This window comes from Paraburkholderia piptadeniae, assembly GCF_900007165.1.
Classification (GTDB): domain Bacteria; phylum Pseudomonadota; class Gammaproteobacteria; order Burkholderiales; family Burkholderiaceae; genus Paraburkholderia; species Paraburkholderia piptadeniae.
In genome coordinates, this window is sequence record NZ_CYGY02000076.1 from 1 (window position 1) to 16,064 (window position 16,064).

General features: G+C 66.6%; 13 protein-coding genes. 7 read left to right on the plus strand and 6 right to left on the minus strand.

The genetic code is table 11. The annotated features are described in order from the left end of the window. Window positions 1–255 precede the first annotated feature (255 nt). Window positions 256–705, minus strand: a complete 450-nt coding sequence (locus BN2476_RS35935) for a hypothetical protein (protein ID WP_087738951.1) — start codon at window positions 703–705, stop codon at window positions 256–258. A 358-nt stretch (window positions 706–1,063) separates the two neighbouring features. On the opposite strand from BN2476_RS35935, the gene BN2476_RS35940 reads away from it, so the two are divergent. The 5 genes from BN2476_RS35940 to fumC all read left to right on the plus strand — a co-directional run bounded on the left by BN2476_RS35940 (window position 1,064) and on the right by fumC (window position 7,656). Further along, a complete protein-coding gene (locus BN2476_RS35940; RefSeq protein ID WP_012400207.1) occupies window positions 1,064–1,282 on the plus strand; it encodes an RNA-binding S4 domain-containing protein in 219 nt (72 codons plus the stop codon). 230 nt (window positions 1,283–1,512) lie between these two features. After that, window positions 1,513–2,916: an MATE family efflux transporter gene (locus BN2476_RS35945; protein ID WP_087738952.1), complete on the plus strand. Its 1,404-nt coding sequence runs from the start codon at window positions 1,513–1,515 to the stop codon at window positions 2,914–2,916. Window positions 2,917–3,332: 416 nt separating this feature from the next. Continuing rightward, window positions 3,333–4,292 carry a ketopantoate/pantoate/pantothenate transporter PanS gene (gene panS, locus BN2476_RS35950; RefSeq protein WP_087738953.1) on the plus strand — a complete coding sequence of 320 codons (960 nt, stop codon included), beginning with the start codon at window positions 3,333–3,335 and terminating at the stop codon, window positions 4,290–4,292. Window positions 4,293–4,513: 221 nt separating this feature from the next. After that, a complete protein-coding gene (locus BN2476_RS35955; RefSeq protein WP_087738954.1) occupies window positions 4,514–6,202 on the plus strand; it encodes a phospholipase D family protein in 1,689 nt (562 codons plus the stop codon). A 53-nt stretch (window positions 6,203–6,255) separates the two neighbouring features. Further along, a complete protein-coding gene (gene fumC / locus BN2476_RS35960; protein ID WP_087738955.1) occupies window positions 6,256–7,656 on the plus strand; it encodes a class II fumarate hydratase in 1,401 nt (466 codons plus the stop codon). A 93-nt stretch (window positions 7,657–7,749) separates the two neighbouring features. Here the strand turns inward: fumC and BN2476_RS35965 are convergent, their stop codons facing one another. From BN2476_RS35965 to BN2476_RS47340, 4 genes are all read right to left on the minus strand, one after another. After that, window positions 7,750–8,256 (minus strand): acyl-CoA thioesterase, encoded by a 507-nt coding sequence (locus tag BN2476_RS35965; RefSeq protein WP_087738956.1) that lies wholly within the window; start codon window positions 8,254–8,256, stop codon window positions 7,750–7,752. Between the two features lie 147 nt (window positions 8,257–8,403). Next, window positions 8,404–9,492 (minus strand): GlxA family transcriptional regulator, encoded by a 1,089-nt coding sequence (locus BN2476_RS35970; protein ID WP_235851114.1) that lies wholly within the window; start codon window positions 9,490–9,492, stop codon window positions 8,404–8,406. 34 nt (window positions 9,493–9,526) lie between these two features. After that, window positions 9,527–10,780 (minus strand): MFS transporter, encoded by a 1,254-nt coding sequence (locus BN2476_RS35975; protein ID WP_087738957.1) that lies wholly within the window; start codon window positions 10,778–10,780, stop codon window positions 9,527–9,529. A 138-nt stretch (window positions 10,781–10,918) separates the two neighbouring features. After that, complete coding sequence (locus BN2476_RS47340) at window positions 10,919–11,059, minus strand: hypothetical protein (protein WP_162849285.1); 141 nt, start codon at window positions 11,057–11,059, stop codon at window positions 10,919–10,921. Between the two features lie 316 nt (window positions 11,060–11,375). On the opposite strand from BN2476_RS47340, the gene BN2476_RS35980 reads away from it, so the two are divergent. Continuing rightward, window positions 11,376–12,089 (plus strand): ArsR/SmtB family transcription factor, encoded by a 714-nt coding sequence (locus tag BN2476_RS35980; protein ID WP_087738958.1) that lies wholly within the window; start codon window positions 11,376–11,378, stop codon window positions 12,087–12,089. Window positions 12,090–12,240: 151 nt separating this feature from the next. Then, entirely contained in the window at window positions 12,241–14,898 is a 2,658-nt protein-coding gene (locus BN2476_RS35985; RefSeq protein WP_162849286.1) for a DUF6600 domain-containing protein, read from the plus strand. Between the two features lie 102 nt (window positions 14,899–15,000). Here the strand turns inward: BN2476_RS35985 and BN2476_RS35990 are convergent, their stop codons facing one another. Beyond that, window positions 15,001–15,972 (minus strand): thymidylate synthase, encoded by a 972-nt coding sequence (locus BN2476_RS35990; protein ID WP_087738959.1) that lies wholly within the window; start codon window positions 15,970–15,972, stop codon window positions 15,001–15,003. Window positions 15,973–16,064 lie beyond the last annotated feature (92 nt).

Sequence of the window (16,064 nt, forward strand, 5' to 3'; positions counted from 1 at the left end):
GGCTCCACGTCCGAGGGTAGTCGACGCCGGCGGTCGGGGTAGGCTGGAATTCGCTCACACCGACATTTTCTCTCAGGTGGTGCTAAGTGGATAGCCCTTATATCCATACAACCCGCGAAGACAAGCGCCCCATTTTTCCGCGCGGACGCCAGGTGTCGAGCGCCGGACAACCAGCGCAAGAAACAGGCGCAAAACAAAAGCCCGGCGCACCGGGCTCTTGCTCGAACGTCGAAACGGCCAAGGCCTGCGTGAGCCTCAGTTATGCGCCTCGCCCGACGCTGCCGCGCCCGTCGACTGACCCTGCATCTCGGACTTCAGTTCGTTCGATGCGGCCGCGCGGTCGGCCTTTTTATTCAACCTGGCGTTGCGGACCTGGTTCGTGTACTCGTCCTTGGCGGCCTTTTGCTGCTCCTTCATCTGTGCCTTCGACGTCTTCTTTTGCGCGCGATATTCGGCGTTCGCCTCGGCGTCCGCGTTGCGCTTCTGAACGAGCGGGTCCGTCGAGCCCGGCGCGGTCAGATTCTGCGGCGCGGGCGCCGGCATCTGGACGCCTTGCGCAGCGGGTGCCTCGGCGGGCGCCTGCGTCTGGACCTGGGCCTGGCCGGACAGGCCAGCAGCCGGTTGAGCAGGCGTCTGGGCGAATGCGGCCGTCGACGCAAACGCGGTCAGGGCGGTACCGATCAGGAGCGTACGAAGCTGTGTCATGGTTATCCTCTCTGAAGGTTGTCAGTGTCGGCATGCGGGCGTCGTGTGGCTGCCAATCGGCGGCGACGCGCCCGCGCTGTTCGCCCATTGCAAAATGCAGCAGGCTATTCCACAGACCGAGCTTTCGCGAGTGAAGTTCGCCACGAAAGCAGGCTGTTACTCAACGTTTCATTTCCTGACACCTGAATAACATCTGCTTGCACTTGCCCGGTCCGACGCCACGCGCTCGCGTCGATGCACCGCGCACGAGACGCGATGGCTTATCATGCGAAGCGCTTTTTTCACATGCTTCTTCCACGCGCTTTTTTCACGCGCTTTTTTTCACGATTTCGCCGACGCCCCGTCCATCGCAACCGACATGCCCAACCTCGATTTCACACTGACCGGCGATTACGTCGAACTCCACAATCTGCTGAAGATTACTGGCCTCGCGGACAGCGGCGGATCGGCGAAGGTGATCGTCGCGTCGGGCGCCGTCACCGTCGACGGCCAGGTCGAAACGCGCAAAACCTGCAAAATCCGCGCGGGCCAGGTCGTGCTGCTCGGCGATACGCGGATCGCCGTCCACGAGGGATGACGCTCGCATGCGTCGTCCGTGAGGCGGCATGAATATGCAGCCCGCATCCGGCGACCGCTTCAAGACCGCACCAAAAATGTGCCTGTTGATCGACAGCGCCGCGTTCCCGCAATAAGCTGTCCGCTCGCACAGAAAAAAATATCCCGCGCGCCTCACCCGTTCAATCCGCCTGATCCGGCCAACCGGTTTGGCGCGCGTTTCGCGCTTTCGCGCATCCAGCACCCGGAACCATGAATCCAACCGGAATCTCCCGCGCGCTCAGCGGGCCGCCCACGCTTTCGCGCCACGCCGCCGATACGGCGCGCCTTGCCGCGCCGCTCGCCATCGCGCAGCTTTCGCAGATGGCGATGAGCGTCACCGATACCGTCCTGCTCGGCTCGCTCGGACCCGACGCGCTCGCGGCAGGCGGCCTCGGCGCGAACCTGTTCTTTGTCGTCGTGACGCTGCTGCAAGGCGTGCTGACCTCCGTCAGCGTGAGCGTGTCGCATGCGCGCGGCGCGCAGGCCGAACACCGCGTGCCGCACATCTACTGGACGGGCTTCCTGCTGTCGCTGCTGCTAACCGTGCCCGCGTTCGTGCTGCTGTCGTTCGCCGCGCCCATCCTGATGGCCTTCGGCGAGCCGGCGCTGCTCGCGCACAACGTCGGCGAATACTGCGCGGTGCTGCGCTGGGGCGCGCCCGGCAGCCTGATCGGCATCGGCCTGATGCGCTCGTTCCTGCCCGCGATCGGCGCCGCGCGGCGGCTGTTGTGGGTGTCGATCGGCGGCGTTTTCGTCAACGCGTTCCTGAACTACGGGCTGATCCACGGCGCGTACGGGCTGCCGCGCCTTGGCTTCCTCGGCTCGGCGGGCGCGACGACGATTACCGTGTGGCTCACCGCGCTCACGCTGATGGGGCTGCTGCATCTGCGCCCGCGCTTCCGGCATTTCGTGACGGCCACACGCCCCGACGTGCCGCTGATGGGCGAGCTGTTCGGCATCGGCTGGCCAGTGGCGATCACGTATGGCGTCGAATCGACGCTGTTTCTCGCGACGGGCCTGATGGTCGGCCTGCTCGGCGAGTCGCAACTGGCGGCGCACCAGATCGCGCTGAACGTCGCGTCGGTGGCGTTCATGGTGCCGCTCGCGATCGGCCAGGCGGCGAACGTGCGCGTCGGCTTCTGGTCGGGCGCCGGGCAGCCGCTTGCCGCGCGCCATGCGGGCTTCGTCGCGCTCGGGCTGGGCGTGGGCTTCATGAGCCTGTCGGGCCTACTGCTGATCACGGCGCCGCACTTCATCGTCGGGCTGTACCTGCATCTCGACGATCCCGCCAACGCGCCGACCGTCGCGCTCGCGAGTTCGCTGCTGGGCGTGGCCGCCATTTTCCAGATCGTCGACGGCATGCAGACGGTCGGCTCCGGCTGTCTGCGCGGACTGAAGGACACGCGCATTCCGATGATCGCGGCCGCGTTCGGCTATTGGGGAATCGGCTTCCCGACGGGGTATACGCTCGCGTTTCACTTCGGGCTCGGCGCGCGCGGCCTGTGGTGGGGACTCGCGGCGGGGCTCGCCAGCGTCGCGCTGCTGATGACGCTGCGCTTTCACAAGATGAGCCGGCACGCGATGAACCGCCGCGAGACTGCGTCGGCGAACTGAGCGCGGACGCCGAGACCTCGCGTGCCGTGCGAGCGTGCGCATGCATTCTTCGCGACGCGCCCTCTGGCGGCATGCTCGATCGCAAGCACCACGCTCGCATACCCTCCTCGCTTTTGTGTTGCACGCGCAACCAACCGTGCGTCGAGCGTGACCGCCACAGGTAAAATGCCACGCCTGGCTGCCGCCCGTTAGCCCAGCGCGCGATCCGCGTTGCGCGGCGGCCGCCTTCCCGTCCCCACAAGGGCACGCTCTGGCTCGCGTCCGGCCACCGACGCCGTATCGCACGACGCCCGCCCCCATGCTGCCAAGCCGCCCGCATGCGCCGCTGCGGCGTCTCATGCCGCGCGCACGCGTGATCCCGCGCGCGGCGGCATCAGCCCAAACCATCAGAAGACAACACAAGAGGACTGCCTTACATGCTTGCCCGCGTCACCCGTCTCTTCCCGCTGTGGGCCGTGCTGGCCTCGCTTGCCGCCTACTTTTCGCCGTCGTCCGTGACGGGCATCGCGCCGCATGTGACGACGCTGCTCACGATCATCATGCTGTCGATCGGCGTCACGCTCTCCATCGACGACTTCCGCCGCGTGTTCACGCGTCCCGCGCCCGTGATCGCCGGCATCGTGCTGCACTATCTCGTGATGCCGCTCGCCGCATGGGTGATCGCGAAGGCCCTGCGCATGCCGCCCGATCTGACGGCGGGCATGGTACTGGTCGGCAGCGTCGCGAGCGGCACCGCATCGAACGTGATGATCTATCTGGCGCGCGGCGACGTCGCGCTGTCGGTCACGATCAGCGCGCTGTCGACGCTCGTCGGCGTATTCGCGACGCCGCTGCTCACGCGCCTGTATGTCGATGCGTCGATTGCCGTCGACGTGCACGGCATGCTGATGAGCATCCTGCGGATCGTCGCGCTGCCGATCACCATCGGCCTCGTCGTCAACCATCTGTTCGGCAAGCTCGTGCGCAAGGTCGAGCCCGTGTTGCCGCTCGTGTCGATGGTGTCGATCCTGCTGATCATCGCGGCCGTGGTCGGCGGCACGCAAAGGAGCATTGCGTCAGTCGGCCTCGTGGTCATGCTGGGCGTGGTGCTGCACAACGGCATAGGGTTGCTCGGCGGCTATTGGGGCGGCCGTCTGCTCGGCTTCGACGAAGCCGTATGCCGCACGCTCGCGATCGAAGTCGGAATGCAGAACTCCGGCCTCGCCGCGACGCTCGGCAAACTCTACTTCACGCCGATCGCCGCGCTGCCTGGCGCGCTGTTCTCGGTGTGGCACAACCTGTCGGGATCGATGCTCGCGGGCAACTGGGCAGGCCGTCCCGCGAAAGGCTCGACACACGATCAGGAGACAGGCGCGCTCGCGAGCGAACGCGTCTGACGCCGCTTCAGCCTTTCTCGCGTAACACGCCGCGCGCCGATACGACGCGCGCGCCGCGTCCCCCTCGATCAGCTTCCCCGCTGCAAGCCGCCGCACGCAAACCGGGCACGCGCATTGCGCGTCCCTTACCGACCCTCATTACGGTTTCCCCGTAGAATATTTTCAGTCGAAACCGACGACGCCACGACGACCATCCGTGCCGATCAAGTGGAGGAACAAGCGTGTCGGCCCATAACACCAACGACGCAGCCGCATTGCAGCATCGCGAAGAGCAACCTGGTATCTGCATCTCGCGCAACGCGCCACGCCCGATGCCGATGCGCGCGGTCGCGCTCATGGTCACGGCCACGCTGCTGGCCGCCTGTGCGACTCGCCCGCCCGCCTCTGCATTCGATCGCCCCGTCACGCACGCATTGCCTACGACGGACAGCACACCGCTTTCGTCAGCGCTCGCGTCACCCGAACGCGAGCATCCGGGGCAGTCGGGCTTCCGTGTACTGTCGAACGGCACGGAAGCGCTGCAGATGCGCATCGCGCTCGCGCGCGCGGCGACGAAGACGCTCGACATGCAGTACTACATCGCCGAAGAAGACACGACGGGCAAGCTGCTGCTTGCCGCCGCGCTTTATGCGGCGGATCACGGCGTGCGCGTGCGAATGCTGGTCGACGATCTGAACTTCAAGGACATTGACCGCGTGATGGCCGCGCTGAACACGCACGACAACATCGAGATCCGCGTGTTCAATCCGTTCGGCAGCGCGCAATCGAGCTTCTATCAGCGCAGCGAGAACTTCTTCACGGAGGTCGGCGCGTTCACGCGGCGCATGCACAACAAGGCGATGATCACCGACAACCAGATCGCGATCGTCGGCGGGCGCAATCTCGGCGACGAATACTTCAGCGCGAGTCCGACGCTGCAGTTCCGCGATATCGACGTGCTCGCCGCCGGCCCGATCACAGCGGATATTTCCGCGAGCTTCGACAGGTTCTGGAACGACACCAGCTCGTATCCGCTGCGCGTGCTGAACAAGCAGAAGTTCGATCCGCACGACCTCGACCAGATGCGCGACGAATTGCGCGCGCACTGGCGCACGAACGCGGACCCGTACAACGCGAAGCCGCTGAACGCGACGCCTCTCGCATCGCAGATCGCCAGTGGCGAACTCGGGCTCGTTTGGGCGCCCGCCGAATTCAAGGCCGATGTGCCGGAAAAAATGCGGCTGCCCGTCGATCAGTACAAGAGCCCGCCTATGACGCGCCTCGTCGAACTGATGCGCGACGCGCAAAAGGAATTCCTCGTCACGTCGCCGTATTTCGTGCCGCACCAGGCGGGCGTCGATGCGCTCGGCAAGCTGGTGCAACGCGGCGTGACCGTCAAGGTGCTGACGAATTCGCTCGCGGCCACCGACGCCGTCGCCGTGCAGGCCGGCTATAGCCCGTATCGCGTGCCGCTGCTCGAACACGGCGTGCAGCTGTACGAGTTCAAGCCGACGCAAGGCGAGAACACGCCGGAGGCGGGCCTCTTCGGCTCGCGCTCGAAAGCCAGTCTACACGCGAAGTCCTACGTGATCGATCGCAAGACGCTCGTGATCGGCTCGATGAATCTCGACCCGCGTTCCGCGCATCTGAACACGGAGCTCGCGCTCGTGATCCACAGCGCGCCCATCGCCGAAGACGTCGCGCGGCTCTTCGACCGCGCGACGTCGCCCTCCGTCAGCTATTGTGTGACGCTCGCGACGCCGTCGGAACTGGCCAAGCTGAAGTCTTCGGCGACGCCGCAATCGCAGCTCGTCTGGACCGACGAGGAAAACGGCCTGATTCACCAATACAACCTCGATCCCGGCGCGGGCTTTTACCGCAATGCGCTGACGGGTCTATTCTTGTTGCTGCCAGTCGATGAGCAGTTGTGAGGCGCTGCCGCACCTTCCCCGAAAAGCCATCCAGTCACCAAGCGGAGTACAACATGACCGAAGATGTACGCATGGAACGCGATACGTTCGGCGAAATCGCCGTGCCGGGCGCGAAGCTGTGGGGTGCGCAAACACAGCGCTCGCTGCAGAACTTCAATATCTCGACGGAGAAGCAGTCGCCCGAGCTGATCACGGCGCTGGCCATCGTCAAGCGCGCCGCCGCCGAAGTGAACCTGGGTCTCGGCGTGCTCGACGCGACCAAGGCGAAGGCGATCATGGCCGCCGCCGACGAGATCGTCGAAGGCAGGCACGCCGATGAATTTCCGCTCGCCGTCTGGCAAACGGGCTCCGGCACGCAGAGCAACATGAATCTCAACGAGGTGATCGCGAACCGCGCGAGCGAGCTGATGGGCGGCGAGCGCGGCGAAGCGCGCCTCGTGCATCCGAACGACGACGTGAATCGCGGGCAATCGTCGAACGACGTGTTTCCGACCGCCATGCACGTGGCAGCCGCTGTCGGCATCGCGAAACATCTGCTGCCCGCGCTGAAGACGCTGCGCGATACGCTCGACAAGAAAGCGAAAGCATTCGCCGACGTCGTGAAGATCGGCCGCACGCATTTGCAGGACGCGACGCCGCTCACGCTCGGCCAGGAATTCTCAGGCTATGTCGCGCAGCTCGACCAGTGCGCGAAGCACATCGAATCGGCGTTGCCGCATCTGTATGAACTCGCGCAGGGCGGCACGGCCGTCGGCACCGGGTTGAACGCGCATCCGCAGTTCGCGGGCCAGGTCGCGGCGGCGATCGGGAAGCTGACGGGCCTGCCCTTTGTGTCCGCGCCGAACAAGTTCGAGGTGATGGCGGCCGCCGATGCGCTCGTGTTCGCGCACGGCGCGCTGAAGACGCTTGCGGCAAGCATGATGAAGATCGCGAACGACATCCGCTGGCTCGCGAGCGGCCCGCGCTGCGGTCTCGGCGAACTGTCGATTCCCGAAAACGAGCCGGGCAGCTCGATCATGCCGGGCAAAGTGAACCCGACTCAATCCGAAGCGGTGACGATGCTGTGCTGCCAGGTGTTCGGCAACGACGTGGCCGTCAACATGGGTGGCGCGAGCGGCAACTTCGAGCTGAACGTGTTCCGCCCGATGATCGCGCACAACGTGCTTCAGTCGGTCCGCCTGCTTGCCGACGGCATGCACAGCTTCAACGACAACTGCGCGGTCGGCATCGAGCCGAATCGCGAGCGAATCGATCAGTTGCTCAACGAATCGCTGATGCTCGTGACGGCGCTCAATCCGCACATCGGCTACGACAAGGCCGCGCAGATCGCGAAGAAAGCGCACAAGGAGGGCACCACGCTGAAGGCCGCGGCGCTCGCGCTCGGTCATCTGACGGAGCAGCAGTTCGACGAATGGGTGCGGCCGCATGACATGGTCGGCGACACGAAGCGTTAAAGCCCTTCGTTAAAGCCTTTATTGCCACCTTTTACTGCAAGCCCGCGATGCTCTCTTCGCAAACGTGAAGAGAGCATCCGGTGATGCTGCGCGTCAGACCTTGCCCTTCGCGACTTCCTCGGGCTTCAGATCGACGATCGCATCGAGCGCGGCCTTCACGTCCATCGCGTACTTCGCGAGACGCTTCTGCTCGTCGGTTTGCGGCACGAACGACGGCACGGGCACAGGCGTCCCGTTCTCGTTGACGGCGACCATCACGACGAGACAATCGGTGGTTTGCAGCAGCTCGCCGCCTTTCGGATCGCCCGCGTGCACCGACACATGGATATGCATGCTGGTGCGCCCCGTCGCGACGACGCGCGCGCGCAACTCGACCAGATTGCCGACGTGAATCGGCCGGCGAAAACGGATATTGCCGACGCTGACCGTCACGCAATAACGGCCCGACCAGACAGCCGCGCCCGCGTACGCGGTTTCGTCGATCCATTTCATCAGCGCGCCGCCGTGCACCTTGCCGCCGAAATTGACCGAGGTCGGTTCGGCGAGGAAGCGGAACGTGGTTTCTGAACGATCCAGCGGCGCTGCGGAAGGCGTGCTCATCTTGACTCCGGTCAAACAAACTATCGAAAGGAGCCGATTATACGAGCGCAATAAGGCAGCCGCTGTGCTATCGGACGCTGCACGTGGCCTGGGCGACGCAAGATTGCTTTGCATCGCGCGTAAGCGTGGCCAGCGCGCGGTCGCCACTCAGCGCAGCGCCGACGAGAAGCGTTCGCGGTAATCGAGCGGCAGCACGCCGAAGCTGCGCATGAACGCGCGCCGCAAGTTCTGCTCGCTGCCAAAGCCGCAATCCAGCGCGATCCGCTTCAGCGGCCGGCGCGATTCGGCAAGCGCCCGCGACGCCGCCTCGAGCCGCAACGCCGAAACGGTCTTGGCGGGCGTGCGGCCCACTTCGTCGACATAGCGGCGCGCGAAGGTGCGCGGACTCATGCGCGCCTCTTCCGCGAGCCGCTCGACCGACAGGTCGCCGTTCAGGTTCGACGCGATCCAGCCGTGCAAGCCGTCGAACGCGCCGCCCGCCGATGCTTGCGCCGCCAGCGCCGCGCTGTACTGCGACTGCCCGCCCGGGCGCTTGATGAACACGACGAGCCGCCGCGCGACCTGCATCGCGACGGGATGCCCGTAATCCTCCTGAATCAGCGCCAGCGCGAGATCGATGCCCGCCGTCACGCCCGCCGACGTCCACACGGTCCGCTCGCCGCCGCCCGGCAACGGCTCGCGGATGAAGATCGGCTCGGCGTCGACGCGCACGCGCGGAAAGCGCTCGGCGAGGCGAACGGCGTCGCGCCAGTGCGTCGTCGCGCGGCGCCCGTCGAGCACGCCCGCCGCGGCCAGATAGAACGCACCCGTGCACACCGAGCACACGCGCCTCACTTGCGGCACGCGCCGCGCGATCCAGTCGATCAGCGCCGGCTGCAGTGAGCGGCCGTCGTCGACGGGAATGCCGGGGATGATCAACGTGTCGATCGGCTCGTCGCCGAGCGCGTCGAGGCGCTGCGTGACGACGGGCAAGCCGGGAAACGTGTCGAGCACGCCGCCGTCGATCGATGCGACCGTCGTGCGATACGCGACGCGCTCGCGCGATCCGGGCGACACGCGTCTCGCGTCCCGCACCGTCAGCTCGGCACGATGAAACGCTTCGAGCGGGCCGCATGCGTCGAGCAGCACGAGCTCGGGCGCGACGGCGAACACGATGTGGCGAACCTGCGGCACAGCCGCGTCGTGTGCCGGGACGCGGATTTCTTCGTGATCGGTAGCGTTCGAAGCGTGGTTCATCGTGTCGTCCGTTTTCATGGATAAAGGAATCCGTTCACATGCCCGACGCCGGCACCGAGCGTCTTTGCGACCACGCGAACGCCAGCGCCGCCAGCGCGGCGAGCGCGAGGAACGGAAAAATCGCCGCGTTGATGGCCGTCCAGCCGAAATGCGCGAGCATCTGGCCCGCGCATAGCGAGCCGAGCGCAGAGAACGCGAAGGTCGTGAACTCACTCGTCGCCTGAGTCTTCGCGCGCTCGGACGGCCGGTACGATTGCGCGAGCAGCGTCGTGCCGCCGACGAACATCAGGTTCCAGCCGACGCCCAGGAACGCGAGCGCCGCGTAGAAATGCGGCAGATCGGTCGAGCGCAACGCGAGCACGCCGCACAGCGCCGACAGCACGATGCCCGCACCGATCACGCGCAGCACGCCGAAGCGCGCGATCAGGCGCGCCGAGAAGAACGACGGCGCAAACATGCCGACCAGATGCCACTGGATGATCTGCGCGCCATCGCCGATCGAGTGTCCGCAGGCGACGGCGGCGATCGGCGTCGCCGTCATCACGAACATCATCACCGCATAGCCGAGCGCGTTGTTCGCGAGCGCGGCCACAAAAATCGGCTGCCGGACGATCGTGCGCCAGGGCCTTGCGGGCTCCCGCCGCGTCGCGACGTCCGCGTGCGGCGCGGCATCGCGATACAGCGCGGCGACGAGCGCCATCGACAGCAGCGCGAGGCCCGTCACGAGCGCATACGAGCCGGCAAACGCGACGGGCGCGAGCCAGTCCTTGCTCCACGCGGCCAGTGCCGGTCCGAGCACGGCCGCGACGACGCCGCCCGTCAGCACGGTCGAGATCGCGCGGCTCTTGGTGTCGGCGGAAACGGCGTCTGCGGCGGCGAGCCGGTAGTACTGCGCGAAGGCCTGGAACACGCCGACGGTGGCCGTGCCCACGCAGAACGCCCAGAAGCTGTGGTGAAAGATCGCGTACACGGAGACCGCGCCGCCCGCCGCGCCAATGCCCGCGCCGAGCATGAAGCCCGCGCGCCGGCCGACGCGCGCCATCAGGAACGACGCGCATACGGTCGTCAGCGCGGCAGCGACGGTGATCAGCGAGAACGGCAGCGTGGCGAGCGACTTGTCGTCGGCGAGCGTGTAGCCGACGAGGCCCGTCAGCGTCAGATCGATCGACACCGACGACGTGTAAAGCGCCTGGCAGACGGCGAGCACACGCGCGGCGCGTCGGCCATGCGGATCGGCGCGGCCCGTGGCGCGGCTGCTGACATCGGAAGCGGCGGAAGGTGACGGCATCGGTGGCCTCGCGGCGGGGTGACGATGCGCACATCGTCACATCGGTCGCCTTGGCAGAAAGGCCAATGATGCATCAATTTCTGCCACACCGCGCACGCGATCATCGGCGCGCCTTTAGCGGTCGCGCCGCCGGATGCCTCAGTTGTGGACGGTGACGCCCTTGTCGATCGTGCCGTACATCGTGATGCTGCCCGATCCGGCCGACGACGGGCCCGCCCCGCCCTGCGCGCATGCGCTGCACAGAACGATGGCCGCGACCACGGAGAAGAGAATTTTCATGACTGCGTCGTTCGCTCGAAAACTGGAGAAAGCGCTCCGATTCTAGCCTGGCGGCCTTCGCGCCCGCAGATCGACGGGACGCGGCGGCGCACGCGACAGTTCACGACACGCTGAAACATCGAATGCGCATCGCGGGTAGAGTGAAGGCATGATCCGATTGGCTACGACCGCTTCGCACGGGGCTCGATAAGCGCTAACTCTGGTCCACTGATTTGCATGGGACCCGAGCAAGCGCCAAAGGACAATCCGGGTCGACCGCTTTGCATGGGACCCGAGTAACTGCCAAAGCGCTAACTCGGGTCGACAGGAGATCCACATGGCCGCACTGCTTCCTTCCGAACCGAATCACTTTCCGGGCCTGAGTCGCATCGGCGCGCTGCTTGCCGACCCGGGCCGCGCGGCGATGCTGTGGGCGCTGATGGACGGCACCGCGCGTCCCGCAGGTGAACTGACGCTGATCGCGGGGCTTTCGCCATCGGCGGCCAGCGCGCACCTCGCCAGGCTGACCGACGGCGGACTGCTCGCGCTCGAAGTGCGCGGGCGGCATCGCTATTTCCGCATTGCGTCGGCGGAGATCGCCGCCACCATCGAGGCGCTCGCCAACGTCGCCGAAGCCACGGTGCCGCAGCGCCCCGTGCCGCGTACGGCGCGCACGGTGCCCGTCGACATGCGCTACGCGCGTACCTGCTACGACCACATGGCAGGCGAACTGGCCGTGCGAGTCTACGAACGGCTCGTGGGCGGCGACCTGCTGACCGTCCACGGCGATTCGCTCGACGCGACGCCCGAAGGCGCAGCGCTCCTCGGCGATTGGGGCATCGACGTCACGCGGCAGCGCACACGCCGAAGGCGCTTCGCCTGCACGTGCCCGGACTGGAGCGAGCGCCGGCCGCATCTGGGCGGCGCGCTCGGTGCGGCGCTGCTCGAGTCGTGGTCGTCGAAAGGCTGGGTCGAGCGCTCCGAGCGGCCGCGTATCCTGCGCGTGACGCCCGCCGGCCATCGTCATTTCGACGCGTTTTTCGCGCATTGACGACCGATTCGTCTGACAAGCCATTTGCCAGGACAACTTTTGTTACAGCGCCACCGGAGTGGCTTACAAATGAGACCGCCTTGAAACAGGCGCCACGGGTAGAGTGATTTCGCAGGGTGCCGCGCCGCGCGCGCCCGATGGAGCGACAACCATGAAAACACTCACCACACCCGACCGGACTTCCGGAAGCGCCGACAATCCGGCACGCCACGCGATGCACCGTTCGTCTCTCGTCGCGCTCGCCGTCGCGGGCGCATTGACGACGCTCGCCATGCAGACAGCGTGGGCGCAGGAAGCGCCGCCGCCCGCGAACGTCGCGCAATCGGCGCAATCGACGCCCGATAGCGACCCGCCCGGACGCGTCGCGCGCCTGAACTACATGGCGGGCACGGTCACGACCGAGCCCGCGGGCGCGTCCGACTGGTCGTATGCGCAGGTCAACCGGCCGCTCACGACGGGCGACCAGCTGTGGAACGACAAAAACGCGCGCTCGGAGCTGCATATCGGCTCGACGGCCGTGCGCATGGGCCAGCAAACCAGCCTCGACATCCTGAATCTCGACGACAACAGCACGCAGCTGAAGGTCGCGCAAGGCACGCTGTCGACGCACGTGCGCGCGATCGCGCCCGGCTCGTCGTATGAGATCGACACGCCGAATCTCGCGCTGGGCGTCAACGAGCCCGGCGACTACCGCGTCGACGTCGCACCGGACGGCAGCAGCACGACGGTCACGGTGCGCAGAGGCAGCGCGACCGTCTACGGCGACAACGGCCAGGTCCCGGTCGCCGCCGGGCAGCAGATCACCTTCGCGGGCACGAGCCTTCAGCAGACGGCCGATAACGGCACGCCCAACGCCGACCCGTTCGACCAGTGGACGGCCAGCCGCGACGCCGCCGAGGACCGCTCGGTTTCGGCGCGCTATGTTTCGCGCGAAATGCCCGGCTATCAGGACCTGGACGCGAACGGCACGTGGCGCAGCACGCCGCAGTATGGCGAAGTGTGGATGCCGGATCAGGAGCCCGCGGGATGGGCGCCTTATCGCGACGGCCACTGGGTCTGGCAGGCGCCGTGGGGCTGGACGTGGGTCGACGACGCGCCGTGGGGCTTCGCGCCTTACCACTATGGCCGCTGGGCCTATGTCGACGATTCGTGGGCGTGGGTGCCGGGGCCTGTCGTCGTCAGCGAACCGCCCGTGTATGCGCCCGCTCTCGTCGCGTTCGTCGGCGATGGCGGCGGCAGCGACTGGAATGTGAATCTCGCGATCGGCGGCGTCGCGGCGGCGGGGGTCGCGTGGTTCGCGCTCGGCCCCGGCGAGCCGTGGCATCCGCACTGGGGCCGCGATCACGACTGGAGCCCGCGCTATTACGAGCGCGTGAACAACACAGTCATCGTCGACAACCGCGTCGATATTCATAACAACGTCCGCAACACGTACATCAACTACCGCGCGCCGGGCGCCGTCACAGGGATGCCCGCAACCGCATTCGTCCACGGACAGCCGACGAACCATTTCGGACAGCGCGTCGACCCTGCGCAATGGCGCAATGCGCGCTTCAACGCGGGCGCGCCGAATCTCGCGCCCGTCAGACAGAGCTTCGGACCGGGGATGCGCAACGCGACCTACCGGCCGCCGGCGAATGTGATGACCCGTCCCGTTGTCGGCACGCGCAATCCGGGCGTACCGGCGGCGTTCCACGACAAGCTCGCGCAGAACTTCGCCCAAGGCGGGCACGGGCGCGTGCCGGGCGCGGGCGAACCGATGGTGCGGACCTCGGTGCCCGCTCACTTCGGCGGACAGACGCTCAATGGCAACGGTCCGGTCGCGAACGTGCGGGTGGTGCGCTCACACGTACCGGGACAGATGCCCGGCGCCATGCCAGGTGCGCCGATAGCGGGTGCGCCGGGCGGTCAACGGCCGGGTGGCGAGCCGCAGATGAACACTCAGCAACGTGGCGTGCCGGGTCAACCGCGGCGCGGATTTGCGCCGGGGCCGATGGCTGGCCAGCGACCCGAGCGGCCCGGTCAGCCGGGTCAGCTGGGTCAGCCGGGCAATGGCGTGCCGCGTCCTCCGCAATTCGCGGGCGGCCATCCGATGAACGGCATGCAGCCGCAACCGGGCCAGCCGGGCGGCGCGCAGCGTCGGGATATGCCTGACGCTCAGCAGCACGCGCCCGCGTGGACGCAGCATCATGCGCCGATGGCCCAGCAACGCGGCAACCCGCAGTTCGGCGCAGCGCAGCCGCAGGGTCCGGCGATGCAGCAGAACGGTCAAGCGTTACAGCAACACGAACGGACGCCACGGCCGGTGAACGGTATCGCCGGCGTCGCGCCGGGGCAGCCTCAGCACGGGCCGGAGACGCGCGCACAGCCAGCGCCGGCCCCGATGCAACAGGCGCAGCAGCAGGGACGTGAGGCATTTCATCCGCAACCGCAGCCTCAACAGCAGGCGCGTCAGGAGTTCCGTCCGCAGCCTCAGCCGCGACCGGAATTTAATCCGCAACCGCAACCCCAGCCGCAACAGCAGGCGCGTCAGGAGTTCCGTCCGCAGCCTCAGCCGCGACAGGAATTTCACCCGCAACCGCAGCCCCAGCCGCAACAGCAGGCACGCCAGGAGTTCCATCCGCAGCCTCAGCCGAGACCGGAATTTCACCCGCAGCCGCAGCCGCAACAACAGCCGCGTCCGGAATTCCACCCGCCGCAGCAGGCGCAGCAGCCGCATCCACAGCCTCAACCCCAGCCTCAACCTCAGCCGCATCAGGAACAGCGCGCGACGGGCGGCGGAGGCCACGAAGAGCATCATCGCGGGTGAGTCCCGGCAAGCACGCCGCGCCACAAACGGAAAACGCCCACTGCAATCGCGGTGGGCGTTTTCACATCCGTGGACACGATGCGCCGGAAGACCGGCGGCGCGTCAGATCGCCATCGGCGCCGTCAGCGGTTCGTGGTGCCGGTAGCCGACCAGCGAGAAATCGGAGGGCTCGATCTTCTCCAGCCACTCGGGCTCGTAGACGCCCGTCTTCGCGAACTCGGGCACGCGGTCGGCAATCGCGAGCGTCGGGCTTTCGTACGGCTCGCGCGTCAACTGCTGTTGCAGCATGTCGAGCTGGTTCTCGTAGATGTGTGCATCGCCGATGAAATACGAGAACCAGCGCGGCGTATAACCCGTCAGCCGGCCGACGAGATGCAGCAGCGCCGCCCCTTCCGTCAGGTTGAAGGGCGTGCCGAGCCCGACGTCATTGCTGCGGATGTACAGGCACAGCGAAATCTCGCGCTTCGATACATTCGGCAGAAACTGATACAGCAGATGGCAAGCCGGCAACGCAATTTCCTCGAGCACGGCCGGATTCCAGGCGTGAAACAGAATCCGCCGGTCGGAAGGATTCTTGATGATCGTGTCGAGGCACTGGCGGAGCTGGTCGATCGCCTTATACAACAACACCTTGCGCACGCCGCCCTCCTCGAACTCCGTCACGGGCGTGTAGCCGCGCGACGCCGCGTCTTCGAGCCGGGCGCTCGCCGTCGTGTCGAGCACCTTGTAGGCGGGCCACTGGCGCCATTGCACGCCGTAGACATCGCCCAGATCGTCGGTGCCTTGCCGGTAAGGGTTCGCGAGCCATTGCGCGTTTTCGTTCGCGTTTCCATCCCAGACCTTGCAGCCGAGCGCGCGAAAATCGGCCGCGCTGCGCGACGCGCGCAAAAAGCCGATCAGTTCGCCGATCGCCGACTTGAAAGCGAGCTTTTTCGTCGTCACGGCGGGGAAGCCCTGCTGCAGATCGAAGCGCAACATCGCCCCCGGCATGCTGATCGTGCGGACGCCGGTGCGGTTTTCCTGCCAGCTGCCGGTATCGAGGATCGTGCGGACGAGGTCGAGGTATTGTTTCATGCGGATTCCTTCGGCTGTGCGCCTGGCGCACCGGAGGTTTTTGGGAAACCCCGATTCTAGCAAGCCGCACGAAGCCGGGTGCTTGCGCCGCT